Consider the following 24,861-nt stretch of genomic DNA (forward strand, 5'->3'; position numbering starts at 1 on the left):
ATAGAGAAAGGAATCCCCGTCAATGCCAAGTGAGGTTAAACCGGAAAAGCCTGAAAGGGTTATGGCAAAGCAAGACGCGGAGCGCATTCACCCGCGCGTTAATTTGGAAAAGAACGATAGAGGCAACCTTACGATATGCGCTGGAACTAAAGAGGATCTGAAAGCGTACTCCAATAGTCTTGTTAAGGCTTTCGGTGCGCTAGACGAGGAATCCGCCCGGTTCATTCACGGTGGCCTTGTTGGGGCAGTGACTCAGGACTGGCATAATCCAACAGAAACCGAACTGAATGAGCCTCTTGTCCTGGCAGCGAGTATCGACGCACAAGACCCTATAGAGGGCATGTTGGCCGCCCAAATGGCAGCAACCCATATGCATGCAATGAAAATGCTCGGAAAGATCAACTGTTCCAAAACAGATGATGGTGTCGCCGCCGCAAGCAATGCCGCCAACAAGCTCTTACGGACCTTTGCAATGCAAGTCGAGGCCCTGAAAAAGCACCGCGCCAAGGCTTCCCAGACCATCCGAGTTGAACGCTTCTACGTCACAGAAGGCGGGCAAGCCGTAGTTGGTGACATAATTCGACTAGGAGGGGGTAATCAGAAAATCGAGGATCAAGCCCATGAACCTAGACCGCGTCTTGTCCATGAACAGCGCGCCCCGATGTTTAGCGAAAACCCGGAAAGGGACTTTCTGTCAGTGTCCAGCGATAAAGGGTAAGGGCCGTTGTCGCCTGCATGGCGGCAAATCAACAGGCGCACCCAAGGGCAACACAAACGCCCTGAAGCATGGACACTGGACTAAAGCCGCCATTAGGGACCGGGAACACATCCGGGAAATTCTCCAGGCGCACAAGGAAATCATGGCTATGGTCGGATAGGCCCGCGATAGTTTTGAGAGCAATACGCGCACGCGCGAGGGAGAGACGATGAAACAAAAGACGGCAATGCAAATCCTAGAGCAAAAATTGCGGGATTCGGGTCTGTATGGTGTGAGGCAGACACCCCGCAAAAATAGGCCACGGTGCGGGGCAATCACTAAATCCGGCAAGCCATGCCAAGCGCCGCCCGTTTGGGATCAAAGACGAAACGCCCCTCACAATGGAAGGTGCAAGCTGCATGGTGGAGCGATTGCCCTAGGCATTCCCGCCTGAATCGCAAAACTCAATCGTTATCATCCCCGCGTCTCGCATCTGATATAACCAATCGAGAGTTTCTTGCTTTTGGGGTGGATACCATCCTGAAATTCGTTTTTTAAATTCTTTCCGCAATTCCGGGCCATAGATCGCCATTAAGCACCGATCCGCTGGCAGGATATACGGGACTTCCAATTCGGGGCGGTCTTGCCGTTGCTTGGGGGCTTGCTGTTCATCGGCATTCGCGACGAAAGGCAGCAACAGGACCAGGGCGATGGTTAGGGCGTGTTTTCTCATAAATTGAAATATAGGACGGAATGATCGGGACCGCTAGAGGGGGCGTAGGGGTTTCTTATCCAATACGCGCACGCGCGCGAGAGATTGAGGCTATAGCCTGGATCATTCCGGGGAGAATGGTTCAGTTGTCAGCCTAGATAGGCGGCGCGGGTCTAAGATGATTTCAGATTCCTTTCTATTCGTTACTACGAAAAATATGGCTGTTTTCGGTATGACGGCACTTGCTAGGGTAGGATTTGGAACTTGTATCATTCTATGACCGCGTGCAAAGCGCAACGCTGTATCCCGTGCAGTCGTCCAAGATAAGCCGCGCACGCGAGAGGCAGAACAGCCCCGCCAAACTTTAACCCGATCCGGGAGAGATTCAAAAAACGCTATATCGTCGGGTTCTTTGTGTGGTTGCCCGAAACCTATTTCGCGCAATCGCTCTAGCAAGGTTGCCCGCATATACCAAGTATCATCACAACCGGAATAAAACCGCTGATAAGCCTCTGAGGCCAAGGCCGGGGGCCATGCGAGTGTGAGGCCCCAAAGAATCTCTAATCGATCATCTGATTGAACCCCCGGACCCCAAACAACGCGCTCTAGTGCTTCCATACATTGCGGGATTCTTTCCGGGATATTCATTTTTTGAGCCTGACACCCGCACCGCCGTCTATGTTCTGATCCGCTGGCAGGAAAATAACACCTTCCTTTTCAAGAGCCGCTTGGACCGCCTCGACATTCGCCAATGTGCTGGAGCCGGTCCCTCGATTCTCCATTCGCTGGATAGTCGATAGGCCCACGCCTGCCTTCTCTGCCAGATCGCCTGCACTCAGTCCGACCAGGGCGCGGCCTGCCCTAATTTGCTCTTTTGATATCGCCATGACGTTTTTTAGGTCTTTCGTGAATTAAAAAGGTTGAATAAGGTTCGTCTGTGACCTATATTAAGTCATGAAAGAGGCAAAAACAAGGAACGCCGCCATGTATCTCAACACAGACCGCATCCAAGCCGCCATGCTCGCCGCTATCGCTGAAGAATATGCGACCCCGGAGGAGAAGGCAGCACGCGCCCGCACTGCAACCCGTCGCGCCGTTATGGATCGCGCCTGGAGCATCGCCCGCATGGCAGCCCGTGTTTTCGGTGGCAAGGCTCAGTCCTATATCGCAGGCGCATTGTCTCAGGCATGGGCCGAACATCGTGGCGAGTGTGACGGTTTTTCCGCCGATGCGACCCTGTTACGCATTCAGGCCCGCAACCGCCCCGCGCCGACACAGCGCAATAACGGATATCGGGGCCGCCAATACTACGCCGCCGCCGCTGGATGGTAAGGCCATGCTGCAAGTCACCCTGACATTCAACAGCCCCGCCGAACTCATGGCAGCATCGGAAGCGCTGGCAAAGGCCGCGACGGGGCAACCCCTTACAGACCACGAAGTTACCCGATTGCAGATTGTCGCCTTGATGATCCGCGCCAACATCCCCGCACCAATGGAGGCTTAGAGAATGGAAAAGATCACCCGCCGCACCGCCCTAATGGGCACCGCCGCCGCCGTCGCTGTTACCGCAACCGCAACCGCCGCGCCCGCGCTGGTTTCAGATCCCCATGCAGGATGGTACCGCAAAAGCCGCGATGAAGATGCTCAGGCCAACAGCCTACTTTCCCAACTTGCCACCACAGAAGATGCAATTTTGAAGGAACTCGATTCCACCTATCCCGCCGTTATTGCGGCCTATGACAACGGGAATTTGTCCTACCTGACTTCTCTTACCAATTCACACAGCATCGATACTATCACCCTTCGCCGCGTCCTGGACCGAGCCAAGGGCAAATCTGATGCTGAAATCGACGCATTGTTTCGCTCAGAACGTACCGCCGTCATTGAGCAATTCAAGGCAAGAGAAGCCAAAGAGGCCGAACTGGAGAAGGCGGCAGGGTTAAAGGCATTGGAGGCGCAAGCCCTGGTCCATATTCGTCGCGCCAATGAACTGGAATACAAGATTGCAGACACACCAGCCAAGACCCTGGAGAGCGTCCAGGTCCAGGCACTTGTATTGTGTAATTGGACTAAGGAAGGCACCCCTCGCCGCGACCCGTCCAGCGTCGAACTTGGAACCGACGAACAGGAAATCACCGCCTTGGCCCGCCGCGTTGCCGATGGTATCGCCGCCCTCGCCGGTAGTGCCCGATAGACAACCCTAACGCCTGACACAGCCCTGCACACTGGAGAAATCGACTATGGAACTCGCCAAGACAGTTGCGGATATGCTCACAACGCCGGAACGCCCTATCGACGCCGCTGCAATCCGCTTTATGACCATGCAGGGCGATTCGATGGGGCCGGAAATTAAACCGGGCGACAAGATCGCGGTTAATCTGGCAGACTGCACACCATCGCCCCCCGGCCTGTTCCTTTTCTGGGATGGTCTTGAAAATGTAGTGTGCCGCCTCGAATTTATCCACAGCGACGGCAAGCCTATGGTGAATGTGAGTTTCGCCAATCCAGCTTATTCAAGCCGCCTTGTTCCCTTGGCAGAATGCGAAATCACAGGCCGCATTGTCGGGCGATGGGTTAGGACCGCATAGCGCCTTGGCTGTAAGCAACGCCCCTGGACAATCCGGGGGCATGTTGCCTTTACTAACTTTGAACGCATAATCTGAAAGGAACACCGAATGGACGAATCACACCACGCCATTTTTCAGGGCTTAATGGATACAATCGACGCCGCGCATAAATTCGCAACACTTGCCAATGATGCTTATGAGCCGGGCTTGCCGGATTCCGAACAATCCGATTTTTGGGCCGAATGCAAAAAAGCAAAGGATGGTCTGATAGAGGAAATCCAAAAGGACGAATTGCGTATCGCGGAGAAACCCGCCGTCACCCCCGCCGATCTGTATATCCAGGCGTTTATCCTCACCCGCTGGCAGACAACCGGCGCGCCATTGGATCAATCAGGGAACAATGCCACCCGCCTTTTGATTGCAAATATTTTCGAGGGTCTGGCAATGCTTACCAGCGCCGATCCTGCAAATAAGGCAATCCTTAGCAATGTTGCACTTGTAGGCCGGAAGTATCGTTAAACGTCTGACACCGCCCTGTCTGTAAGCAACGCCCCCGCACCATCGCCGGGGGCGTATTGCTTCCCTACCCCGTCCCCCCCCCCTCGAATGAATTGGAGAAACCACATGCGCCGCTTTTCAATCATCCTTGCCTTTGCCTTCCTGGCAACGCCTGCCCTGGCAGATCGTGAAATCCATATTGTCCATTGCTTGCAGGGATGCCCAACCGGTACGCCGGAAACGAACGATCTTATCATCCGTCAAATCTATGCCCTATCATCGAATGACGATACGAAACTTGCCGATTGGGTGGCGTACACAGTGACCAAGGAAACCATAGGCACGTCTGCAAGTCTCAATAGGGATTGGAAATCAGACCCCGCCCTGGACGATAGCGAGACGCTGGAACCCGACGATTACAAGGGCGCACACAAACACATAAAGACGGATCGGGGGCATATGGCCCCGCTTGCCTCTTTCGCCGGTACGGTCTTTTGGCGTGATACGAACTATCTATCTAACATCACCCCGCAACGCTCAGAATTGAATCAAGGGTCATGGCTTGGGCTTGAAACCGCCGAACGCGAATTGACCTGGAAACAAGGTGAAGTCTGGGTACTTACGGGAACCCTATATGAGAAACCAGAAGACCCGCTTCCCGGTGCAGACGAACCGCACAAAGTCCCGTCTGGTTTCTGGAAAGTGGTAGCGCTGGAGAATGGACAGATCGCCGGATTCATCTTTGACCAGGAACTAGCACGGGACGCGGCCTATTGCGACCAGTCCAAACCGTTACAAGAGATTGAGGACCGATCCGGCCTGGACCTGTTCCCCGACGCCGCCGCCGATTGGGTCTCTGAGGATTTGCGGGCCGATCTTGGCTGTTAATGTTGCACCCGTCACACCCTGTCACAGACTGTCACAAGCTGTTACGCCCCGTCATGGAACCGTTCAGGGAACCGTTCCCCGAACCGTTACCGAAACCGTCTCAGAAAATAGATGAGGAAACCTAGAACAAGAAGACCGATTGTTAAACTGACCCCAACCAATTTAATACCTTGGAATCACGGACACAGTAGAAACCAAGTGGAACGCTCGCGAAGAGTCCATAAATCTATCAATCAGAATGCAACATCTGACGACGCCACGTGCGCAGCAATATCCAAGAGCCAGCCCGTCACCGCCGTTCGCGTTGCCAACATCCCAAAGGATGTTAAATGCCCCGACTGTTAAGCAGCCATACATTCCACCTGGGTAATAGGTTTGGTAGAGCGACTAGTTGCGCTCAAATCCTTATAGCCAACGATCATAGAAATGTTCTTAATATCATCGCCCATCGCTTCGACAGCTGCGGACACAACTGATTCAACAGCAGCGTAGAATTCCTCCTGCGTAGACATCACTATTACCTTTCATAATCCCTGTTTCGGCATCCATTCTGCCACACTATCAGCAAAATAAATGCCAACAGTTAACAAATCCCTACGGATGCACATTATCAATATGGAGCCAAGCTCCGCCTACAGCAACCGAAATTTTGGGAAGCTTGTTAGTAAAACCTGTAGCAAGATACTGGGCGAACCGCCGATCGTCAGAGTTTGGAAGATGCAGTTTCATATGATTTGCATACATATCTCCTTCCCCGCACAAATCATACATCCCATTGATAAGACTTGTTATCATTAGGGCAATCTTCATTGGATCAGGATCTGCAAGATCAAAACGCGGTGCGAGCGTAAACCAAACCATTCGGAGCGTAATTCCTTTAGTTTTCGGCAAAAGAGCTGTGTTAAAATGTCCCAACCCATAGAAGGTTTCGTCACCTTCTGTATTCGGATCATGCAGCACATAAATACCAAAGGTAGGCTTTGTAGCGTCTCGAGCCATTGCCTCCGCCGCGTATTCAACCTGCGGAAAGCTATCCATCGTTTCGCCATACCCAGAGACTTCTAATTCCCAACTGGTCGCAAGACGATCCAACAGGCCATTTTGTGCCGTTGCTTTGGTAAGAGTGATCATTATACCATCCACTGAATAAAAGAGTTGTTAACCACAACATTAAAGGGAATATGTCAAGATACCGTAATAGGTTAAAACAATGCCAATGGGTACTGAAAAGTAGTCTCTTTGCAAAATGCCGGATGGTGGGCTTTATTTTCGATCAGGAAATCGACAGGGACGCCAACTACTGTGGCCAGATTCAACCACTTCAAGAGATTGAACGTCGCTCTGACTTGGACCTTTTCCCCAAGGCCCTGCCGTCTTGGGGTTCCCAGGAGTTAGGGTCCGACCTAGGCTGCTGAAAATGGAACCAATAGACATTTACCGCACCGCAAAATTACTCATAGACCAGCATGGGGACGACGCTGCAATAGAAGCTGCCATGAAAGCGGATAAATGCCTGGATTCTGGGGACGTGGACGGTGTTACCGTTTGGAAGGGTGTAATCCGAGCAATTGGCGAACTCAGCGCGACCACTAGAAATGGCCCTTTACATTCGTGACTTCTATTTCCATCGGCAGTTTTATCAGCATACCCAAAAGGCGGGTGAAACAGCTAATTTTTCGCAGAACTCTGGGCGGTTTCAAACTTTCGAGATCAGAAATTTAGTACAAAACAAGATTCTATATTGAGAATAAAAGGGGGTCTTTAAGGATCCTTGCCTGATAAAAGCACCAAGACTGGGCATGTTGGCTGCTTTCTCTGCTATCACAACCTGTCACGCGCCGTCATAGAACCGTTTGGCTAACGATTACCTCAACCGTTTAGGCAACCGTTACCGAAACCGTTTGGCAAACCGTTTCCTGAACCGTTCCGACGCTGGTAGACGACAAGGCAAGACAGGGGGGAAATCTAGGGCAATTAGTAACCATTTAGTAACCGTGCCCCCGACGTTCTACACCACAGACAAAAAAATGCCCCTAAGTCAAAGACCTAGGGGCAAGTTGAACAGGGAGGCTTCACGTCTGGGAGACGTAGGGCCGGGCTGATGGGGACATCACCCGGCGTCGCTGCACTGCAGCAACTGAAGCACCCCTTACATAGTCTTGTTGAGCCGCCCCGCCTAGCGTTAAAATCGTCAAACCGGGCATGCGAAAACTGCATGGCTGAAACAGAAGCCCCGCAACAAATGCGTCACAAACTCCGAATCCTTTGAAATCTAACGATAAAATAATAGGCGAACGCCTAATTTTTAGACAATTTTGGCGTTGCAAATTTGTCACCATCTCTGCCAATTCGCGCAAATAGATCTGTATTGGCGGCTTGATTCCTTGCCGAAGCTGAACACCAGACGACGACGCGGGGGGTTAATCGATGGTGAATCGCGCCCGAACACCGCGCTCAATACCCGTGCAGATCAAGCGATCCAGTCCAAAAATCTGACGGAACATCTGCAGCAGGATCAATTCCTCATCGCTGGCTTCCAAATCCGCCGCCGCCACTTCAACCGCCAGCGCATAGGCAGTTTCATGCAGCGATACCGGCAGAGAGGCCTTCATTTCCTGCAAGATGTGATCGATACCATCAATATCATCCAGCTTGTCGATGCAGGCATTTGCGATACCGGTCAGTTGCGTCACATCAAAATCACGAAACACGGGCAGATGCGCAACGATGCGCCCAATCATTTCCATTTCGGATTCAGTGATCACGGCATCAGCGGCAGCGGCGATCACCATACCGTGGATAAGCGCCTCGTGACGGTTTAGCATTATTCAGAAACCCTCCGTTAAGAACTCTTTCTATAAAGAGCCTGAGTTATTTCAAGCTCCCCGCCGCACGTCAAGGAAGACCGTTACGCCTGTCCTTCGCGCTAATATGGGGTTGATACAGGCCAGTGCCATGCTTTCGGCTCGACAAAACGGGGCCAGCGCTTATAGCGTACCATCATGCAAGCTCTTATCGACTTTTCCATTCCCATCTTCGCAATCATTCTGGCCGGCTGGCTGGCCGGACGGTTCCGGTTATTGGGACAAGATTCCACGGCCGCACTGAACGGTTTTGTGTTTTTCATCGCGCTGCCCGCCCTGTTTCTGTCATCGACATCGCGCGCGCCGGTCGAGGCCGTTCTGAACTGGCCTTTATTGGCGGTCGTGGCCGGCGGCTATCTTTTCACCGCGATCCCGATTGCGATCATTGCGCGGATCTTTTTTGCACGGCGGATCGGGGAGATCGGCCTGCACAGCGCCTCCTCGGTCTTTGCAAATACCGGCTATATGGGAATTCCCCTGGGCCTGGCAGCCTTTGGCGAGAGTGCAACCAACCCCATGATCGCAACCGTGCTGGCCAATATCTTTATCGTGCTGGGCCTGGCGACCGCCATGATGGAAGTGGACCGCACCGGATCTAAAGGCCCGCGCATTGCCTATGACGCCGTCCGCGGCCTGGTGCGCAGCCCGCTGCTCTGTGCCTTGGCGCTGGGCATGGCCCTATCCGCATTGGGCATCACAATTCCCGGCCCCGGCCTGAAATTTCTGGATCTGCTGGCCGGAGCGGCAGGGCCCTGTGCCCTGTTTGCCATGGGCCTGTTTCTGGTGGGACAATCTGTTCGACGCGGCGCCGCAGAGGTCAGTTGGGTCACCTTTGTGAAGCTGATCATCCATCCGCTGGCTACCTGGCTGATCGCACATTACGTGATCCCGCTGGATCCTTTGGAAGAGGCTGTTGCGGTCGTTATGGCTTCCCTGCCCACGGGGGGATTGATTTTCGTGCTGGCCCAGCGATATGGCATCTATGTCCAACGGGCCTCAGCGGTCATCCTGGTATCGACAATTCTATCTGTCGTGACCGTTTCCTTCATCCTGCAGCATTATGTCGACCTACTGAACCATGGCTGACCCGGTCGAGGCCATTGCCTATGGACCCGCCGCCCCGCGCAGCCTGTGTACCGATTGCGGCGTATCGCGCATGTCAGATCCCAAACAATGCGGCAAGGCCTGCCAATTTATCAAACCAGACTATCCCGCGATGGAAACCGCTGTTCATGGCCGCGCCAGGGACCCGGTTCGCAGCGACGAGATGTATTTCGGCCCGTTCCGACGAATGCTGCGCGCAAAACTGAAAAACCCCAGCCCTGGCGCCCAATGGACTGGCATCACCACCCGGATCGCCCAACGCCTGCTGGAAACACAGGCGGTGGATGCCGTCCTGACCATGGCGCCTGATCCACAGGACCGATGGAAACCAATGCCGGTTCTGGTGACCGAACCAAAGGGTATGGAACAGGTGCGGGGCATGCGCATGGGCTATGCGCCCCTGTTGGCGCTGCTGGAGCCAGCCATTGCCAAAGGCTACAAGCGTCTGGCCGTGATCGGCATTCCCTGCCAAGTCTATGCCCTGCGTGCGCTGGAAAAGGAATTGGGGCTGGAGCGGTTGTATGTCATCGGCACGCCCTGCTCCGATAATACGACAACAGAGAATTTCCATACCTTCCTGGAATTGCTGGCGGAAGACCCGGACACGATCACCTATCTGGAATTCCGCGCAGATTATTATGTGGAACTGCGCTTCACCGATGGCCGCAAAAAGGAAATTCCCTTCCTGATGCTGCCAATCTCGCAATTGCCACCAGATTTCTTCCCCCTGACCTGTCGCACCTGTGTGGATTACACCAATGTTTTGAGCGACATAACCGTGGGCTATATGGGCGGACAGGGTCAGCAATGGCTGCTGGTGAGGAATGAGCGGGGCGAGGAACTGATCGATCTTCTGGGTGATGAACTCCAATCGGAAGCGCCGGGCAGCAAAGGCAAACGCGAGGGGCCGGTAAAAGGGTTCCTGGCCAATACAATCCGCGCGGCGGGCGGCCTGCCCCTGCGCCGCATGCCCAATTGGTTGCGCCCGATTGTCGGGCGCTTGATGCCCATCGTCGGCCCCAAGGGCCTGGAATTCGCCCGCGCCCGGGTAGAGATGAAGGCCTGCGAGACCGTCGTTCATCTACGGCGCGAAGAACCCGCCCGCGCGCCCTACATGATCCCCGATCATGTCTGGGACATCGTGAAACCCTATGGGATCGAGCGGGAATGACGCACCACCACTCGAGCCCTATTCGCGCAGGCGGGTGAACAGGGCCACAGGCATCAATCGCGCCAGCCGCCCTGGACCCCGGATCAAGTCCGGGGTGACGATTGGTGCGATTTCATTAGTCCCACCTAGCCGGTCGCCAATGCTTTTGCCTACAAACGGGTCGACAATGAGACGTGCAACTGCGGTTCCCAATATCAATAAGCACCCTCATCCTGAGGAGCGAAGCGTCTCGAAGGATGACAATAGTGTGCGCTCGATTCCGTCACCCCGGACCTGATCCGGGGTCCAGAGCAGCGATGACAAAAGACATCGTAAAGTTAAACCTCAGCAGGCATCAAAAAGGCCGCGACCCCCTCGACCGCCTCTTTCAGTCCGACCCGCTGAACCTCAACCCCTTCCGGGAAGGCCCCCTGCAGGCGGCTGGGCATGCGGGAATCCAGCAGGACGAAGACACCGCGATCATCCGCGCGCCGGATTAGCCGGCCAAAGGCCTGTTTCAGTTTCAGGCGGGTCATGGCGTCGTCATACTCCTTGCCGCCAAAGTGACCGCGCCGGGCCTTGTGCAGGATCGTCGGGCGGGGCCAGGGCACACGGTCAAACACGATCAGGCGCAGGCTGTCGCCCGGCACATCCACCCCATCGCGGATGGCATCGGTCCCCAACAGGCAGCTATGGGGTTCTGCGCGGAACATATCGATCAGGGTCGGCAGGTTTAGCGCATCCACATGCTGCGCCAGCAGGTCGATGCCTTCTGCCTCCAAATCCGCGCCGATGCGCTGATAGACCGCGCGCAGCCGGGCAATCGCGGTAAACAGGCCCAACGCGCCCCCGCCAGAGGCCCGGAACAGGCCGCGATAGGCCGCTGCGACCTGGGCGGTATCGTTACGGTTCACATCGGTAACGATATAGACCCGCGTATTTTTGGGGTAATCAAAGGGTGATGGCACCCTTGCCCGAATGGGCGGGCTGGGCAGGAAATTCGTTCCAGCACGACGCTCCGCCGACAGCCAATCAGCCTCCCCATCCCCAGACCCGTCGGTTAACGTGGCAGAGGTGATCAACGCGCCATGACTGTTGATCAACACGGTTTCAGCAAAGGGAAAGCTGGGGTCAACCCAATGACGGCGCATGCCCACATCCAGGTCGCGCCCATCAACTCGGTCCACCCCAAACCATTCGACGAATTGGTCGGGCGTCGCCTGATCCAGGGACCCTGCCATCTCCATCGCTGCCTTGGCATAGTCTATGACGCGATGGGTGAGCGAGCGGCAGATCTGATCGATCCGCATCTTGTCGCCGCTTTCCAACTCATCGGCTTCCTCACTCAGGCGCGCCAACAAGCCATCGCGCAAGCCCGTTGCGGACCGCAGAAGGGTCTGGAACAGATCCTTAACGCTCAGGCCTGCTTCGGCGACTTCGGGGCTGGGTTCGGTCGCTTCAACCTCCAGGCCGAAGGGGCCATCGGCGTCTCGCGCCCTTGCATAGACCAGACGACGGACCTCCGCTAAAAAGACTTCGACCGGCCCCTGTGCACGCCCCTCCGTCATGCGGGCATGCCAGCCTTCACCCGGTAAACCGGCGGCCGCACGCATCAGGGCCTCCAGATGGGCGCGATTGTCCTCTGGCCCCAGCAAGTCTTCGCAGCGCGCCTTCAGACCCCGCGCGCGACCGCGCCCGGTGCCCTCATTCCCGCGCAGCCAGCGGCGCAATTCAGCCGTTTCCTGACCAGACAAATGCGCGGAAAAGGCGCTGTCGGCGGCATCGAAGACATGGTGCCCCTCGTCAAACACCAGCCGCGTTGTGCGCCCCCCCAGATCCAGCGCGCCGCGCGCCGCCTGGATCATCACCAGCGCATGATTGGCCACCACCAGATCAGCTTTGCGAGACCGCCGAACGCCGCGCTCGATAAAGCATCGGCTGTAATGGGCGCAGGCGGTATAGACGCATTCCCCGCGCCGATCGGTCAGGCTGCTAAGCCGCCGCCCACCGGTCAGATCTACCAGCCAGGCGGGGAAATCACCCCCGGTCATATCGCCATCGCGCGTTGCCGCCGCCCATCGCGCCATCAGGCCCAGCGGGATTGCCTCCGACCTGTTGATCTCCACCGCGCGCACCGTCTCTTCCAGGTTCAGTAGGCACAGGTAATTCTCCCGTCCCTTGCGGATGACGACGCGGCGGTCTTTCTCCTTCGCATCGGGGAACAGGCGGTCCAGCTCCCCATCAATCTGATGCTGCAGGTTGCGGGTATAGGTCGACAGCCAGACCGGCCCTTCATTCTTTTCCGCCCACAGGCTGGCCGGCGCGATATAGCCCAGGGTCTTGCCCACGCCAGTTCCCGCCTCTGCCAGGACGACACGGGGATTGCCTTCATCTTCGCGGGGCCGAAACACCTCACTGACGGCAGAGGCATAGTCAGACTGGCTCGGCCGGGCTTCCGCCCCTGCCCCCAGCAGATCAGCCAGGCGGCTGCGTGCCTCTGCCGGATCAACGGCCAGATCACCGGGCGGCGGCGGGGGCGCTTCCTCCTGCCATTCCGGCAGGTCCTTCCAGACATCCAACCCGGTGACAGCGGCGCGCAGCCCGGCTGTCTCCGACTCCTCCCCCAGTGCCGCCAGGACCATGGGCCCCCAGCTCCAACCGCCCTGAGCCATGGCGAAGGCACAGCGTCTTGTTCGGGGGTCCCGCTCCCCCACCGCCATCAAATGACGCAACAGGCGCTGGGCGGCGCGGGGCAGCAGGATTGCCTGATCCTCCAGCCCGCCTGGAATTGGCAATTGCAAAGCCTCGGCCAGCCCGCGCGGGGTCGGTACACAGAATTTTGCAGGCGCGACAAAGGCGAACAGTTCCAGCAGATCCAAACTGCCAGGCGGTATACGCCCCCCGGCCCGACCCGAAATCCGGGCCACGGTGGCAGGGGCATGCAACAGGTAAATCGGCCCGCCTTTGGACAGCCGCCGTGCCGCCTCCTTATGGGGCAGACGCTCCACCTCTCCATCCTCGGTCAGCCACGCGGCCTCATGCACCCCGGCCACAAGGGCGGGCGTAGGTTCCAGCATAAGAGTAGGGGCCGCACACATTCCCCACTTTCACCGGATTCCAACCCAGTCCTCAAGCGATGGTTTCAATCATGAATGGGCCATTATGTTCCCTTTAAAGTATGGTTTTTAAATTAATTCTTTACATGTTCTTATTAAGACGCTATACAAGCTTTGGGAGCGGGCCATAAGTGCGTCCAAATCCCAAAAGCCAGACTTACCCTGTTCAAGCCTTACGCCGCATCGGACCCCCGATGCGGCGTCTTTTGTTTGGATACACTCTAGTTTTGAAAGGAATGACCCATGGGCAGTTCAACATCCGCACCAAGCACACCCGCACCAAGCACACCCGCACCAACAACACCCGCCGTCGACAGCGGCAGCACGGCACGATTTGATTCGATAGGCGCCCGCGCGCCCACTGCACCCGCGCGCACCACAGCCGTATCCACCACACCCAACACATCTGGCAGAATGCCGTATAATGGCGGTCTCGCAGGGGGCTATAGCGCGACCCTGCCAAGTCTGAACCCGGCCGCGCCAACAGTAGCAACCAATCCGACTGTCCCGGCAAATCCGGCCTGGAATCGCTGGGATGGTGCAACCGCGCCCGTGCCCACGCCGTCGGCTTCAGGGATCAATGCCTCAAAACCACAGCGCACTGCCGCACCGGATGTAACCTACAAAACACTGATCACACCCGGCATACGGCTGTCCGATCCAAACCGAACCGTGGAAACGCGAAACCCGCATCCGCCAACGCGCAGCGAAACAAAGCGCCCGTCCCCCTCACCCCAGACCAAGGCCAGCCAGTCCTATCGTGGCATGCACGGGCCAGGGGAACCAAAGCGCCCCTTACCCTCGGCACCAGAGCATCATGCGCTCGCATGAGCTCACACATGATGCTCTTACAGCTTGTTTTTTCAGCAAATACGTCGTCGCAAACGATCCCGTTTGCTCGGGATTTGCTGCGCCTGTTCTTTCAGAGGAAGCGCAAGCCTCGAATGACCGCCTGGTATCGGCAATGACCAAGACCCGCGATCCCTCTGGTCTGATTGAGTTCATGGTAGCCGCAAAACAGCGGTCTCCCGACCAGTTTGCCGTTGAATATGCCGATATCCTGGACCGCTACCAAAAGGCCCTGCCCGACTCGCAGCAGGATCAATATCATGCCTTCAAATCAAAAGCAGATGCAGCCCTGGGCTATCACAGAAGCCAGGGTGACCGTTCCTGGGTCGCAGGCGCCCTGCACGAGCCTCTATGGACTGCCCCAAAACGACAGCAACAAGACGTGCATCAGGCCACTCTGCGCCGCAAAGAAAATCGGAGCCTCAGCCAGGAGGAGCGAAACCGCCGTGTGGACGCAAAACCGAAAGACGGAACCTGGGATTTCATTAAAGAAGCCGCCACTGAGGGGCCATCCGACCTTGTAATCGATGATAGTGCTCCTTTAGGTATAAATGCCCTGCGGGAAGCCTTCCCAGACTTGCCCGAAAGTCCAACACGTGATGACTTCTACAAGGCAATGCAAACCCTAAAGCCGGGTGAAACTGTTCTTGAAAACAGTCGGACATATGAGTTGATCCACGCCTTGCTGCATAATACGCCGGGCGCCATTCCATCCAATTTTCCCAAGGCAGCGAGTGAGGTCACCAGTTGGAACGCTGTTGGCGCTGTGGACGCCGCATACAACCCCTATCTTACGTATGAATCCCAAGACTATCTGAAATTCATTCACCACAATCTAATCCCCTATAACTTGGAGATTTTTGCCAACTTGCAAAAGGGGGTAGAGCCAAAAGGATTGGAGGGACTGCGGGGATTAGATCTTGACATAAAGCTGGTCGAACGGGAGCAGCATTTAGTTTCCGTGCTAACAGACCGCTATTTTATGGATAATCCGAATCTCAACAAAAGGGTAGTTATGCAAGAAATCAGCGACTCAACTACGAATGCGATGCCATATGTCAACATTAAGCCTTTGGACCAATTTGGAATCGGCAAAATAAACTTATCGGCGATTGGAGATTCTCGAAACGATTATGTACAGGCAGCAACGACCGATCTATTCTCAACCCAGGATTACAATACCAAAAAGGAGTCTGACCGCGTGAAGATCGGGCAGAACATTGTGCGTCAAATCTACCGGAAAAGGTCCAACGAATGAAAGCGGTTGGCCGGTTTTTCGGACTCTTCTTTTTAGAATGGGTACTGGACATGGCCATCTGCGTGGTGGCCATGTTCAGCTTGGGCGTATTAATGATGTTGATAATCTCAGTCTTTGGACCAAATCACATCGACATAAAAAATACTATTTTTTACGAATCAATAAACATAATTGGAGTTATAAGCTTTGTAATTATTATAAATTTATCCAGATTATGGAATCAATTAATAATAAATATGACAATAAGATCAATAGTATCATATTTTTATTTTAATATATATTTGAGTATATTTTTAATTTCTATTCCAGCCATAATGTTATACGGGCTTATATTTATTTCATTCTTTGATTTTTTATTTTCCAGTACGCAAACATTCGATTGGTTCTCAACATCCTATCCTAACACTTTTTGGTTTCTTATAACACTTCCCTTTGTAGTCAGCACCTTGACCGCCCCCTATATTGTTTATCGCTGGAAGGGCGAGGTATTTGAGAGCCGGTTCAATCGCAAGTTTCGCGCACAACTGCAAGATAAAGAGCGAATTCAGGCGCTCACCGGGATCAAACAGGCCCCCTGGTGGGAAAGCGGCATAGGACCAAAAGACAACCTGCTGGACTTTTGCCGCAAGCGTTTTCAGAAAAGGTCCAGCGAATGAGAGCGGTCGGGCGGTTTTTGTGCCTCTTCTTTCTGGAATGGATACTGGACATGGCCATCTGTATGGTGGTCATGTTCAGCCTGGGCGTGATAGTAACCATTCCAATATGGATATTTGGGCCAAACGACATCGACCTCGGAAGAATACCTTATTACGAAGAACTCAATATACATAAAATTCTTTTGTTCGTTATATTTGCAAATATTCTCAGGTCATATAATCGAATTATAATAAATGCATTAGTACGATCTATTGTTTCTTATTTCTATTTTAACATATATCTTAATATTTTTATAATTTCCATTCCAGCAATCCTAGTTTATGGATGCATGCTACTTATCTTTTTTTTAATATTTTTTGGCACTCAAGAGTTTGATTGGAGTATTGGGGGGAATACTCAACCAATCTGGTTTTTTATCACCCTCCCCTTCGTCATCAGCACACTAACCGCCCCCTATATTGTATATCGATGGACAGGCGAAGTGTTTGAGAGTCGGATCAACCGGAAGGTTCGTGCGCAGTTGGAAGAGAAAGATCGCATGCGAGAACTTCAGCCCCCGCCAGAAAAGCCCTGGTGGGAAGAAGGCTTCGGACCAGATACCCTGCTGGACTTTTACCACAAATGCTTCCAGAAAAGATCTACTAAATGAAAGCGGTCGCAGTTTCCATCAGAAGATTTAGTGTAGCACACATTCCCAATTCTCGCCAAATTCCGCTCCAAGCTTCAAGCGATGGTTTGATCCCGCGCACCATTCACCGCCGAAATGATGAGGGAGGTTTGCCATAGAGTGCTTTGAACACATCATTAAATCGCCTCACACTTTGAAAACCAGCGGCAAAGGCGATGGAGGTAAGCGACATCGTCCCCCCATTGATCATCCTTTTGGCCCGTTGCACTCTTGCCGTTGCTGCGGCTTGTGTTGGACTGGCTCCTGCGTGTTTTGCAAACAATCGTGAAAGATGACGCGTTCCAATACCTAGTTTGTTCGCAAGATCATCAACACTGTTCGTATCCAAGAACCCCTCATCAATCAAGCGTAGGGCCCGCCCCACGGTCGTCGCGGTACCAAGCCAGGCTGGACTGCCCGGTGCGGATTCTGGTCGACATCGAAGGCAAGGTCTGAATCCCGCCTTTTCTGCCGCAGCGGCTGTGGGATAGAAGGTAACATTTACCGATTTTGCAGGCCGCACAGGACAGATTGGTCGACAGTATATCCGTGTCGAACGGACTCCAGAAAAGAAAACACCATCATAGGCCTTATCGCGGGCCAAACGCGCACGATCACAGGTTTCAGAATCTGGGAAGAAGGTCGTTATTTCATCCATACCTCATTTTCCCTGAGGGCTTTAAGCAAGTCTAGCTGGAATCAGACTCGATCCCGCGATGGCGTCCGAAACCAGCCAGATCACGTTGCGCCAAAGTGATAGATCACAGGAAGCCCAACAAAAATATAGGAAAATCAATGCCCCAAAAATCAGAGGTAAAGCTACCAGAAATTGGGCTTCTCATTCTCTTGTCATTTTTATGGGGAGGATCGTTTACCCTTACTGAAATCGCTATCGAGACAATCCCACCAGCAACCATCGTCTGCGGGCGCTTGATCGTAGGGGCGATTCTTTTGAGCCTTTTTGCTGTTTGGAACCGTGTCACCTTTCCAAAAACGCTCAACCAGTGGACCCCAATGGTACTACAAGGGATATTGCAAAGCGCACTGCCCTTCATGTTGATCAGTTGGGGGCAGACGCATATCGACAGTGGCCTTGCTGGATTGCTTAATACAACACCGCCCCTATTTGTCTTCCTGATCGGTGCCTTTTTGTTGCACGATAGAAGCGTTGGGAAGCGACATTTATTTGGAATTCTGCTGGGGCTAATTGGCGTTCTGACCATTATGGAGCCTGCTTTACTATCGGGTGAAAGCAGGTCCACTTTAGGCCAACTCGCCGTAATCGGTGCCAGTCTTAGCTATGCTCTGGCGGCGCTCTATGCCCGAAGATTCAATACTCAGCCAGCGGTGCTCACGGCGGCCTGCTCTATGAGCTTTGCCGCATTGATAATACTTCCTGTCTCGGTTGTTGTAGATCATCCGATGACCCTTGCGCCGACACTTCATGCCGTGGCGTCGGTCATCACCCTTGGTGTATTTTCCACTGCCATTGCGATGGCAATTTACTTTCGGCTTATCCGTACCCTGGGGCCATTGATTGTCACAACCGGCAGCTACATGCGCGCCGCCTTCAGTGTGTTGCTGGGCGTTGTGTTGTTACAAGAAGAGGCCTCGGCGACCTTAATCCTCGGTCTGATCATGATCTTTGCGGCAGTGGCCGTTATCAGCGGACATCTGAAACTAATACCTAAAATCACATCGAAGAAATCCTAACTAAAAAGGACCGTTTAAAATGAAGGCTATGTTGCAATGGCTACTGGTTCAAATCACTTGGATCTTTCAATTGGACTGCGCATCGCTTCGCACCCGAAGCAATGAGCGCGCTGTGATTACGCCCGAGAGTTTTGGACATTGATTGCCTAAAAACGCTCACATCCGGTCCCTACGAGACCACCAGTTGGAACCCTATTGGCGCAGTAGAAAACGATAAATTTTGGACAGAAACCCTGGGCGGCACAAGAGAAGCACAGGACTATCTGAAGTTCGTGAACAGAAACCTGCCCCCCCCAATAGACATGAGGTTTTCGCCAACCTGCAAAAAGGAGTCGGACCAAAGGAGAGCCTGCTGGACTTTTGCCGCAAACGCTTTCGCCCCCCAACCGAGTAAGGGCTAAGCGGCGATTGGTACGGTTACGACAATTACCTTAAGTCACTCCCCCAATGATTTGGTCGCGATTTCCAGGCTGTCGCGGCTGAGGCCGCTGGTTTTGGCGATGCGTTCCAACTGGTCGCGCATAAGGCGGCTGCGATCAGCAGGCAGTCGACGCCATTGACCAAAGACACCCAGCATCCGCGCGGCGACCTGGGGATTGATGCCATCCAACTGCACCAGAACATCGGCGACGAAGCGATAACCCGTGCCATCAGCAGCATGGAACCGCACCGGATTTCCCATGGCAAAGGCTCCGATCAGGGCGCGCACCTTGTTGGGCTTTTTAATCGAGAAGGCTGAATGAGACATCAGCTTCTTAACGCGCTGTAACGTATCGGACCGATTGCTCATCGCCTGGACGGCAAACCATTTATCCATCACCTGCTCATCACCCTTAAAGCGATCATAAAAGGCTGCCAGGGCCGCCTCTTGCTCCGGCCCGTCGGTGTCGGCCAGCACGGAAAGAGCAGCCATGCGATCTGTCATATTGTCAGCCTGATCAAAGCGCGATTTTGCCAGCGCAATGGCGGCCGCGCTGCCCGTTGCGCCCAGATAGGCCAACGCCGTGTTGCGCAGGGCCCGACGCCCCGCAGACTCTGCGGCTGGATCATAAGGGCCAGTTTCCGCCAGAGCATCGTGCACCGCCAGAAACTCCGCCTGGAAAGCCTCAGCAATTGCCTTGCGCAGCATCATGCGGGCGGTGTGAATTTCATCAACAGCCACCGGGCGCATTTGCTCTGCGATGTAATCTTCCGTCGGCAAGACAATGGCCTGGGCGCGGAAGGCCGGATCCAAATCCGTGTCCAGCAGGATTTTACCCAAGGCCTCGATCAAGGCCTTATCGATGACCGGCTCTTGTCCATCGCGCAGCGCCTGCACCATCTCCAACAGGCGCTTAGTGGCATATTGCTGACCGGCCTCCCATCGCGCAAAAGAGTCTGGATCATTGGCCATTTGAACGACGCGGTCTTCCGATGTGTAATCCGCTTTCAAAGCGATTGGCGCGGAAAACCCTCGGTTCAATGAGGGTACAGCCGGAGCGCTGATATCTTCAAACACCGTCACCAATGTCGCCTCGTTCAGGGCCAGCACGGTTTCCTCGCCCAAATCCTCCCCATCCACACGCAAGCGGAGGGGCTGACCGGTTATCGCATCCATCAATCCCATACGCAGCGGAATTGGCAGAGCCTGTTTTTCCGGCTGACCGGGTGTTGGCTTTGTGGTCTGTTCCAAAGTCAGTGTCAGTTGTTGTGCTTTGGCGTCATGCTGCCATTCTGCCTGAACCTCTGGCGTGCCCGCCTGACTGTACCAGGGTTTGAAATATGTCAGGTCACGCTTATTCGCATCGGCCATGGCGGCGACGAAATCATCACAGGTGACCGCCTGCCCGTCGTGACGCTGAAAATACAATCGCATACCGGCCTGGAATCCGTCTTCGCCCAGCAAGGCGTGAAGCATACGGATGACCTCCGCCCCTTTCTCGTAGACGGTGGCTGTGTAGAAATTGTTGATCTCGATATAGCTTTCTGGCCTAACGGGATGGGCCAGGGGGCCGGAATCTTCCGGGAATTGCCGCGCGCGCAGCATGCGGACATCCTGGATGCGCTTCACCGGACGCGAGCGCATGTCGGCGGAAAATTCCTGATCGCGAAACACGGTCAGGCCCTCTTTCAGGCTCAACTGAAACCAATCGCGGCAGGTAACGCGATTGCCGGTCCAGTTGTGGAAATATTCATGGGCAACAATGCCTTCGATAGAGCCAAAATCCGCATCGGTGGCCGTCTCTGGATCGGCCAGAATGTATTTCGCATTGAACACATTCAGCGACTTGTTTTCCATCGCGCCCATATTGAAATCACTGACCGCGACGATGTTGAAGATATCCAAATCGTATTCCAGGCCAAAGCGGGATTCATCCCAGGCCATGGACCGCTTCAGCGCATCCATTGCATAGGCACAGCGCGGCGCATTGCCCGGTTCGACCCAGATTTTTAGATCAACCACACGCCCGCTGCTGGTGGTAAAGGTATCTTCAAACGCGTCCAGAGTTCCGGCGACCAGGGCAAACAGGTAGCTGGGTTTTGGAAAGGGGTCGGCCCAGACGGCCTGATGCCGCCCGTCTGACAGATCGCTCTTATCCGTTAAGTTACCATTGGACAGCAGGACAGGATAAGAGGCTTTGTCGGCGCGAATTGTGGCGGTGAAAACGCTCATCACATCGGGTCGGTCGGGATAGAAGGTGATCCGCCGAAACCCTTCCGCCTCGCACTGAGTACAGAAAATGCCATTAGACTGATACAGGCCTTCCAGACGAGTATTTTCGACCGGATCAATGGCAACCTGTGTCATCAACTCAAAGGAAGCCGGTGGATTGTTAAGGGTCAGGCCGGTCTTGCTTTGGCTATACGCGTCTTTCCCCAGCGCTGTCCCATCGATCTCAATCGCCTTCAGACGCAAATCTTCGCCGTCCAGGGTCAAGGGACCGGTTGCCCCCGGCGCTCGCCGAATGGCAAGCCGCGCTGTGACCAGAGTTTCCTTCGGGGCCAGATCGAATTCCAAGGCCACATGATCAATGGAATAGGCAGGCGCACGATACTCTGACAGGCGGATTACGGGCGGCTGGTCGGTCTTCATCATAGGTCCTTAATGCAATAAAGGGGAACGCGATAAGGGGGCAGCGTGAGAGCCCACAGGCAAGACCTTTTCAGACCTTACGTCAAGGTGCGCCTGAAGAGCGTCACGGCCACAACATCTCCGGCCCGGAATAGCGGGCGACCAGGAAATCGACAAAGGCACGCACCTTGGCCGACAAATGGCGATTGGGCGGATACAGCGCATAAATGCCAATCGGGTCCGGTTCAAACGCATCTAGTGCTGAGATCAAGTCCCCGTTCCGGATGCTTTCTGCACATATAAAAGTTGGGGAATTCACGATGCCCAGACCCGCCGATGCCGCCAAAGCCAGGGCATTGCCGTTATTGGATGTTAACGTACCGCCGACACGAACGGAGATCCCCCCGCCTTTCGGATCATCAGGATCCTTAAAGTTCCAGGAATTCGGGGCGCTGAGATAGGTGTAGATCAGGCAGTTATGTGCTTCCAGATCTTTGGGATGTTCTGGTCGCCCCATTCGGTCCCAATAGTCCTTGGACGCCAGGATCGGCCGCCTGGTTTCTGCAATGCGCTTGGCGATCAGGCTGGAATCTTCCAACACACCGATGCGAACCGCCATATCAAACCCTTCCTCCAGGATATCGACACGACGGTCGCTGAAATCCATGAAGACTTTCACTTCGGGAAACTGCGTCATGAAATCCGGCAGTGCGCGGGCCAGATGGGTAATGCCAAAACTGACAGGTGCCGTTACCCTCAACTGTCCCCGCGGGCGTTCCTGCAAATGGGTGACGGCCAGTTCCGCCTCTTCCGCTTCGGCGATGATCCGGCGACAGCGCTCATAGAAGGCCTGGCCCACCTCCGTCAGGTTTAACCGGCGCGTTGTGCGGGCAATCAATTGCGCGCCCAGCCGTTGTTCCAGGCGCGTCACCTGCTTGCTGACCGCTGACTTTGATTGTCCCATCTTTTCTGCGGCTGCGGTGAAGCTTCCCGCCTCAACAACCGCTGCGAATACCGCAATCCCACTTAAATCCTGCATCGCCCATCACTCCAGGTTGGTGGAAAGACATTAGGGCCTTTTTCGAAACAATTAAATTCTTTTCTGATCGATTGTTCTTATTCGGATCGAGATTAAGTTATGTGTCAACAAATGAAACAGAAGGAGCAACGACATGGGACTCTTGGTAGACGGCGAATGGCACGACAAATGGTACGATACGTCCAAGACCGGCGGGAAATTTGTGCGCAGTGAATCAGTATTCCGAAACTGGGTCACTGCTGATGGCAGTGCTGGACCGACCGGCGATGCAGGTTTCAAGGCAGAGGCCGGACGCTACCATCTGTATGTGTCGCTGGCCTGTCCCTGGGCCCATCGCACCCTGATCTTTCGGGCCATTAAGGATTTGGACGAAATGATCGATATCTCGGTCGTCCACTGGAAGATGAAAGAAAACGGTTGGACATTTGACGACAGTGATCCGGATGTTATTGCGGACCCGATCCATAAAGCGCGGTTCCTGCACCAGGTGTATACGGCGGTGAAGCCTGACTATTCCGGTCGGGTCACGGTTCCGGTCCTGTATGACAAGAAAACCGACCAGATCGTATCGAATGAGTCTGCCGATATCATCCGGATGCTGAATTCCGCCTTCGATGGGATCGGCGCACGGGCCGGAGATTACTATCCAGAAGCCCTGCGCGCGGAAATCGATGAGGTCAATGACCGGGTCTATAACACTGTGAATAACGGTGTCTATAAATCAGGATTTGCGACCGAACAGGCACCTTATGAAGAGGCGGTCACCGACCTGTTCGACAGTCTGGACTGGTTGGAAAATCGTCTGTCAAAACAGCGGTATCTGGCCGGAGATCAGATCACAGAGGCCGATTGGCGTTTGTTCACGACCCTGGTTCGGTTTGATCCGGTCTATGTCGGACATTTTAAGTGTAACCTGCGGCGGATCGTCGATTACCCCAATCTGTGGGCCTATACCCGGGAATTGTATCAACAGCCCGGCGTGCAGGAGACCATCAATATGCGCCATATCAAGTCCCATTATTATGGCAGCCACGACATGATCAACCCGACCGGAGTTATTCCAATGGGACCGGTTCTGGACTTTGGAGCAAATCCCGAGCAAACGGAGGCGTTTGCGACGACGAATTTGCCGAAATAACAACCAGCCAGAGTATCTTGTGTGAGCTCATGCGAACGCATGATGCTCTGGCGAACCCCATGGGCGGGATGCCCAGAAATCCGCCTGACCGGAAAAAAAGCCGGTGGACAAGACGAGGAGTGCGTATCATGACCCTTGAACTGAGACCTTTCGACAGCTTGGGCGCTGCCAATTTCGGCTGGCTGGATGCAAAGCACCATTTCAGCTTCGGGCACTATTATGACCCCAAACGGATGCATGTCGGCCCGCTGCGTGTCTGGAATGATGATACGATTGCACCGGGCACTGGTTTTGACCCGCACCCGCATCGGGACATGGAAATCATCACCTATGTTCGGGAGGGGGCAATTACCCATAAAGATAATATGGGTAATAAGGGCCGCACAGAAGCTGGCGATATCCAGGTCATGTCCGCCGGAACAGGCATCGTTCATTCCGAGTACAATGAAGAAGATGTCACGACCAAGATCTTCCAGATCTGGATCATACCGCGCAGTCAGGGTGGCAAGCCACGCTGGGAAACCAAATCCTTCCCTCGGGGAGATCAGGCGGGCAAATTGCATCCCCTGGCCTCGGGTCGGGCCGGAATCACAGGCGTCGCCCCAATCGATCAGGACGCGACCCTGTTTGCCGGCAGCCTGTCCAAAGGCACGGTCATCGACCAGATTTTAGGGCGCAACCGCTGTGCCTATCTGGTCCCCGCAAAGGGACGCGTGAAGATTGATGGCACGGAGATCAAAAACCGCGATGGCGTCATCATCCGCGATGCCAAATCGGTAAAGATCGAAGCCTTGGAAGACGCTGAAGTCATCCTGGTGGATGTTCCCAACGGATAAGCTTTGAAACGATTCCCCCGACAGCCGAACCTGAGTCCATTCTGGAATCAGGTTCG

The 24,861-nt window shown here is 54.4% G+C and carries 27 protein-coding genes; 18 read left to right on the forward strand and 9 right to left on the reverse strand.

Going from position 1 to position 24,861, the window contains the following annotated elements:
* Positions 1-22 precede the first annotated feature (22 nt).
* The 3 genes from ACOSDR_RS18380 (at position 23) to ACOSDR_RS18390 (ending at position 1,151) form a co-directional block, all read left to right on the forward strand.
* Positions 23-718: a hypothetical protein gene (locus ACOSDR_RS18380; RefSeq protein WP_420732164.1), complete on the forward strand. Its 696-nt coding sequence runs from the start codon at positions 23-25 to the stop codon at positions 716-718.
* A complete protein-coding gene (locus ACOSDR_RS18385; RefSeq protein ID WP_420732165.1) occupies positions 645-878 on the forward strand; it encodes an HGGxSTG domain-containing protein in 234 nt (77 codons plus the stop codon). The genes ACOSDR_RS18380 and ACOSDR_RS18385 overlap by 74 nt, the downstream gene beginning before the upstream one ends.
* A 66-nt stretch (positions 879-944) precedes the next feature.
* Entirely contained in the window at positions 945-1,151 is a 207-nt protein-coding gene (locus ACOSDR_RS18390; protein ID WP_420732212.1) for an HGGxSTG domain-containing protein, read from the forward strand.
* Here the strand turns inward: ACOSDR_RS18390 and ACOSDR_RS18395 are convergent.
* Together ACOSDR_RS18395 and ACOSDR_RS18400 are read right to left on the reverse strand one after the other, a co-directional pair.
* Positions 1,134-1,430, reverse strand: a complete 297-nt coding sequence (locus ACOSDR_RS18395; RefSeq protein WP_420732166.1) for a hypothetical protein — start codon at positions 1,428-1,430, stop codon at positions 1,134-1,136. The two genes, ACOSDR_RS18390 and ACOSDR_RS18395, sit on opposite strands and share 18 nt — an antisense overlap.
* Positions 1,431-2,053: 623 nt before the next feature.
* Positions 2,054-2,296 carry a helix-turn-helix domain-containing protein gene (locus ACOSDR_RS18400; protein WP_420732167.1) on the reverse strand — a complete coding sequence of 81 codons (243 nt, stop codon included), beginning with the start codon at positions 2,294-2,296 and terminating at the stop codon, positions 2,054-2,056.
* Between the two features lie 97 nt (positions 2,297-2,393).
* Here ACOSDR_RS18400 and ACOSDR_RS18405 point away from each other — a divergent pair, with 97 nt between their 5' ends.
* From ACOSDR_RS18405 to ACOSDR_RS18430, 6 genes are all read left to right on the forward strand, one after another.
* Positions 2,394-2,741 carry a hypothetical protein gene (locus tag ACOSDR_RS18405; protein WP_420732168.1) on the forward strand — a complete coding sequence of 116 codons (348 nt, stop codon included), beginning with the start codon at positions 2,394-2,396 and terminating at the stop codon, positions 2,739-2,741.
* Positions 2,742-2,745: 4 nt separating this feature from the next.
* Entirely contained in the window at positions 2,746-2,913 is a 168-nt protein-coding gene (locus ACOSDR_RS18410; protein ID WP_420732169.1) for a hypothetical protein, read from the forward strand.
* Between the two features lie 3 nt (positions 2,914-2,916).
* Positions 2,917-3,603, forward strand: coding sequence for a hypothetical protein (locus ACOSDR_RS18415; protein ID WP_420732170.1), 687 nt, complete (start codon positions 2,917-2,919; stop codon positions 3,601-3,603).
* 46 nt (positions 3,604-3,649) lie between these two features.
* Positions 3,650-3,997: a S24 family peptidase gene (locus tag ACOSDR_RS18420; RefSeq protein WP_420732171.1), complete on the forward strand. Its 348-nt coding sequence runs from the start codon at positions 3,650-3,652 to the stop codon at positions 3,995-3,997.
* A gap of 87 nt (positions 3,998-4,084) precedes the next feature.
* Positions 4,085-4,495 carry a hypothetical protein gene (locus ACOSDR_RS18425; protein ID WP_420732172.1) on the forward strand — a complete coding sequence of 137 codons (411 nt, stop codon included), beginning with the start codon at positions 4,085-4,087 and terminating at the stop codon, positions 4,493-4,495.
* 105 nt (positions 4,496-4,600) lie between these two features.
* Positions 4,601-5,362 carry a DNA/RNA non-specific endonuclease gene (locus ACOSDR_RS18430; protein ID WP_420732173.1) on the forward strand — a complete coding sequence of 254 codons (762 nt, stop codon included), beginning with the start codon at positions 4,601-4,603 and terminating at the stop codon, positions 5,360-5,362.
* A 341-nt stretch (positions 5,363-5,703) separates the two neighbouring features.
* On the opposite strand, the gene ACOSDR_RS18435 is transcribed toward ACOSDR_RS18430, so the two are convergent.
* From ACOSDR_RS18435 to ACOSDR_RS18445, 3 genes are all read right to left on the reverse strand, one after another.
* Positions 5,704-5,874 (reverse strand): hypothetical protein, encoded by a 171-nt coding sequence (locus tag ACOSDR_RS18435; RefSeq protein ID WP_420732174.1) that lies wholly within the window; start codon positions 5,872-5,874, stop codon positions 5,704-5,706.
* Between the two features lie 82 nt (positions 5,875-5,956).
* The gene (locus ACOSDR_RS18440; protein ID WP_420732175.1) at positions 5,957-6,493 is read right to left on the reverse strand and encodes a hypothetical protein; all 537 of its coding nucleotides are present in this window, start codon (positions 6,491-6,493) and stop codon (positions 5,957-5,959) included.
* 1,289 nt (positions 6,494-7,782) lie between these two features.
* On the reverse strand, positions 7,783-8,187 hold the full coding sequence (locus ACOSDR_RS18445; RefSeq protein ID WP_420724659.1) for a tellurite resistance TerB family protein: 405 nt from the start codon (positions 8,185-8,187) through the stop codon (positions 7,783-7,785).
* Positions 8,188-8,364: 177 nt separating this feature from the next.
* Here ACOSDR_RS18445 and ACOSDR_RS18450 point away from each other — a divergent pair, with 177 nt between their 5' ends.
* Positions 8,365-9,312: an AEC family transporter gene (locus ACOSDR_RS18450; protein ID WP_420724660.1), complete on the forward strand. Its 948-nt coding sequence runs from the start codon at positions 8,365-8,367 to the stop codon at positions 9,310-9,312.
* A complete protein-coding gene (locus ACOSDR_RS18455) occupies positions 9,305-10,501 on the forward strand; it encodes a Coenzyme F420 hydrogenase/dehydrogenase, beta subunit C-terminal domain (protein ID WP_420732176.1) in 1,197 nt (398 codons plus the stop codon). Before ACOSDR_RS18450 ends, ACOSDR_RS18455 begins: the two co-directional genes overlap by 8 nt.
* 317 nt (positions 10,502-10,818) lie before the next feature.
* Here ACOSDR_RS18455 and ACOSDR_RS18460 read toward each other — a convergent pair whose 3' ends face one another.
* Positions 10,819-13,557 carry an ATP-dependent DNA helicase gene (locus tag ACOSDR_RS18460; protein WP_420732177.1) on the reverse strand — a complete coding sequence of 913 codons (2,739 nt, stop codon included), beginning with the start codon at positions 13,555-13,557 and terminating at the stop codon, positions 10,819-10,821.
* Positions 13,558-13,839: 282 nt separating this feature from the next.
* On the opposite strand from ACOSDR_RS18460, the gene ACOSDR_RS18465 reads away from it, so the two are divergent.
* The 4 genes from ACOSDR_RS18465 to ACOSDR_RS18480 are packed head-to-tail and all read left to right on the forward strand — an operon-like array spanning position 13,840 to position 17,009.
* A complete protein-coding gene (locus ACOSDR_RS18465) occupies positions 13,840-14,427 on the forward strand; it encodes a hypothetical protein (RefSeq protein ID WP_420732178.1) in 588 nt (195 codons plus the stop codon).
* Entirely contained in the window at positions 14,414-15,703 is a 1,290-nt protein-coding gene (locus ACOSDR_RS18470; RefSeq protein WP_420732179.1) for a hypothetical protein, read from the forward strand. The genes ACOSDR_RS18465 and ACOSDR_RS18470 overlap by 14 nt, the downstream gene beginning before the upstream one ends.
* Positions 15,700-16,359 (forward strand): hypothetical protein, encoded by a 660-nt coding sequence (locus tag ACOSDR_RS18475; RefSeq protein WP_420724665.1) that lies wholly within the window; start codon positions 15,700-15,702, stop codon positions 16,357-16,359. The genes ACOSDR_RS18470 and ACOSDR_RS18475 overlap by 4 nt, the downstream gene beginning before the upstream one ends.
* A 50-nt stretch (positions 16,360-16,409) precedes the next feature.
* On the forward strand, positions 16,410-17,009 hold the full coding sequence (locus tag ACOSDR_RS18480) for a hypothetical protein (protein ID WP_420732180.1): 600 nt from the start codon (positions 16,410-16,412) through the stop codon (positions 17,007-17,009).
* A 103-nt stretch (positions 17,010-17,112) separates the two neighbouring features.
* Here ACOSDR_RS18480 and ACOSDR_RS18485 read toward each other — a convergent pair whose 3' ends face one another.
* Positions 17,113-17,685: a bifunctional transcriptional activator/DNA repair enzyme AdaA gene (locus ACOSDR_RS18485; protein ID WP_420732181.1), complete on the reverse strand. Its 573-nt coding sequence runs from the start codon at positions 17,683-17,685 to the stop codon at positions 17,113-17,115.
* A gap of 137 nt (positions 17,686-17,822) precedes the next feature.
* On the opposite strand from ACOSDR_RS18485, the gene ACOSDR_RS18490 reads away from it, so the two are divergent.
* The gene (locus ACOSDR_RS18490; RefSeq protein WP_420732182.1) at positions 17,823-18,740 is read left to right on the forward strand and encodes a DMT family transporter; all 918 of its coding nucleotides are present in this window, start codon (positions 17,823-17,825) and stop codon (positions 18,738-18,740) included.
* 436 nt (positions 18,741-19,176) lie between these two features.
* Here ACOSDR_RS18490 and pepN read toward each other — a convergent pair whose 3' ends face one another.
* A complete protein-coding gene (pepN, locus tag ACOSDR_RS18495; RefSeq protein ID WP_420732183.1) occupies positions 19,177-21,816 on the reverse strand; it encodes an aminopeptidase N in 2,640 nt (879 codons plus the stop codon).
* Between the two features lie 100 nt (positions 21,817-21,916).
* Positions 21,917-22,831, reverse strand: coding sequence for a LysR family transcriptional regulator (locus ACOSDR_RS18500; protein WP_420724669.1), 915 nt, complete (start codon positions 22,829-22,831; stop codon positions 21,917-21,919).
* 133 nt (positions 22,832-22,964) lie between these two features.
* On the opposite strand from ACOSDR_RS18500, the gene ACOSDR_RS18505 reads away from it, so the two are divergent.
* The gene (locus tag ACOSDR_RS18505; protein WP_420732184.1) at positions 22,965-23,969 is read left to right on the forward strand and encodes a glutathione S-transferase family protein; all 1,005 of its coding nucleotides are present in this window, start codon (positions 22,965-22,967) and stop codon (positions 23,967-23,969) included.
* Between the two features lie 128 nt (positions 23,970-24,097).
* Positions 24,098-24,805, forward strand: coding sequence for a pirin family protein (locus ACOSDR_RS18510; RefSeq protein ID WP_420724671.1), 708 nt, complete (start codon positions 24,098-24,100; stop codon positions 24,803-24,805).
* Positions 24,806-24,861: the final 56 nt, after the last annotated feature.

The sequence above is a fragment of the Hwanghaeella sp. 1Z406 genome (genome assembly GCF_048892425.1).
Taxonomy (GTDB): domain Bacteria; phylum Pseudomonadota; class Alphaproteobacteria; order UBA8366; family Aestuariispiraceae; genus Pacificispira.

Coding starts and splice junctions, on each gene's coding strand:
- ACOSDR_RS18380 (WP_420732164.1), top strand. CDS start 23: ATGCCAAGTGAGGTTAAACCGGAAAAGCCTGAAAGGGTTATGGCAAAG.
- ACOSDR_RS18385 (WP_420732165.1), top strand. CDS start 645: ATGAACAGCGCGCCCCGATGTTTAGCGAAAACCCGGAAAGGGACTTTC.
- ACOSDR_RS18390 (WP_420732212.1), top strand. CDS start 945: ATGCAAATCCTAGAGCAAAAATTGCGGGATTCGGGTCTGTATGGTGTG.
- ACOSDR_RS18395 (WP_420732166.1), bottom strand. CDS start 1,430: ATGAGAAAACACGCCCTAACCATCGCCCTGGTCCTGTTGCTGCCTTTC.
- ACOSDR_RS18400 (WP_420732167.1), bottom strand. CDS start 2,296: ATGGCGATATCAAAAGAGCAAATTAGGGCAGGCCGCGCCCTGGTCGGA.
- ACOSDR_RS18405 (WP_420732168.1), top strand. CDS start 2,394: ATGTATCTCAACACAGACCGCATCCAAGCCGCCATGCTCGCCGCTATC.
- ACOSDR_RS18410 (WP_420732169.1), top strand. CDS start 2,746: ATGCTGCAAGTCACCCTGACATTCAACAGCCCCGCCGAACTCATGGCA.
- ACOSDR_RS18415 (WP_420732170.1), top strand. CDS start 2,917: ATGGAAAAGATCACCCGCCGCACCGCCCTAATGGGCACCGCCGCCGCC.
- ACOSDR_RS18420 (WP_420732171.1), top strand. CDS start 3,650: ATGGAACTCGCCAAGACAGTTGCGGATATGCTCACAACGCCGGAACGC.
- ACOSDR_RS18425 (WP_420732172.1), top strand. CDS start 4,085: ATGGACGAATCACACCACGCCATTTTTCAGGGCTTAATGGATACAATC.
- ACOSDR_RS18430 (WP_420732173.1), top strand. CDS start 4,601: ATGCGCCGCTTTTCAATCATCCTTGCCTTTGCCTTCCTGGCAACGCCT.
- ACOSDR_RS18435 (WP_420732174.1), bottom strand. CDS start 5,874: ATGTCTACGCAGGAGGAATTCTACGCTGCTGTTGAATCAGTTGTGTCC.
- ACOSDR_RS18440 (WP_420732175.1), bottom strand. CDS start 6,493: ATGATCACTCTTACCAAAGCAACGGCACAAAATGGCCTGTTGGATCGT.
- ACOSDR_RS18445 (WP_420724659.1), bottom strand. CDS start 8,187: ATGCTAAACCGTCACGAGGCGCTTATCCACGGTATGGTGATCGCCGCT.
- ACOSDR_RS18450 (WP_420724660.1), top strand. CDS start 8,365: ATGCAAGCTCTTATCGACTTTTCCATTCCCATCTTCGCAATCATTCTG.
- ACOSDR_RS18455 (WP_420732176.1), top strand. CDS start 9,305: ATGGCTGACCCGGTCGAGGCCATTGCCTATGGACCCGCCGCCCCGCGC.
- ACOSDR_RS18460 (WP_420732177.1), bottom strand. CDS start 13,557: ATGCTGGAACCTACGCCCGCCCTTGTGGCCGGGGTGCATGAGGCCGCG.
- ACOSDR_RS18465 (WP_420732178.1), top strand. CDS start 13,840: ATGGGCAGTTCAACATCCGCACCAAGCACACCCGCACCAAGCACACCC.
- ACOSDR_RS18470 (WP_420732179.1), top strand. CDS start 14,414: ATGCGCTCGCATGAGCTCACACATGATGCTCTTACAGCTTGTTTTTTC.
- ACOSDR_RS18475 (WP_420724665.1), top strand. CDS start 15,700: ATGAAAGCGGTTGGCCGGTTTTTCGGACTCTTCTTTTTAGAATGGGTA.
- ACOSDR_RS18480 (WP_420732180.1), top strand. CDS start 16,410: ATGGCCATCTGTATGGTGGTCATGTTCAGCCTGGGCGTGATAGTAACC.
- ACOSDR_RS18485 (WP_420732181.1), bottom strand. CDS start 17,685: ATGGATGAAATAACGACCTTCTTCCCAGATTCTGAAACCTGTGATCGT.
- ACOSDR_RS18490 (WP_420732182.1), top strand. CDS start 17,823: ATGCCCCAAAAATCAGAGGTAAAGCTACCAGAAATTGGGCTTCTCATT.
- pepN (WP_420732183.1), bottom strand. CDS start 21,816: ATGATGAAGACCGACCAGCCGCCCGTAATCCGCCTGTCAGAGTATCGT.
- ACOSDR_RS18500 (WP_420724669.1), bottom strand. CDS start 22,831: ATGCAGGATTTAAGTGGGATTGCGGTATTCGCAGCGGTTGTTGAGGCG.
- ACOSDR_RS18505 (WP_420732184.1), top strand. CDS start 22,965: ATGGGACTCTTGGTAGACGGCGAATGGCACGACAAATGGTACGATACG.
- ACOSDR_RS18510 (WP_420724671.1), top strand. CDS start 24,098: ATGACCCTTGAACTGAGACCTTTCGACAGCTTGGGCGCTGCCAATTTC.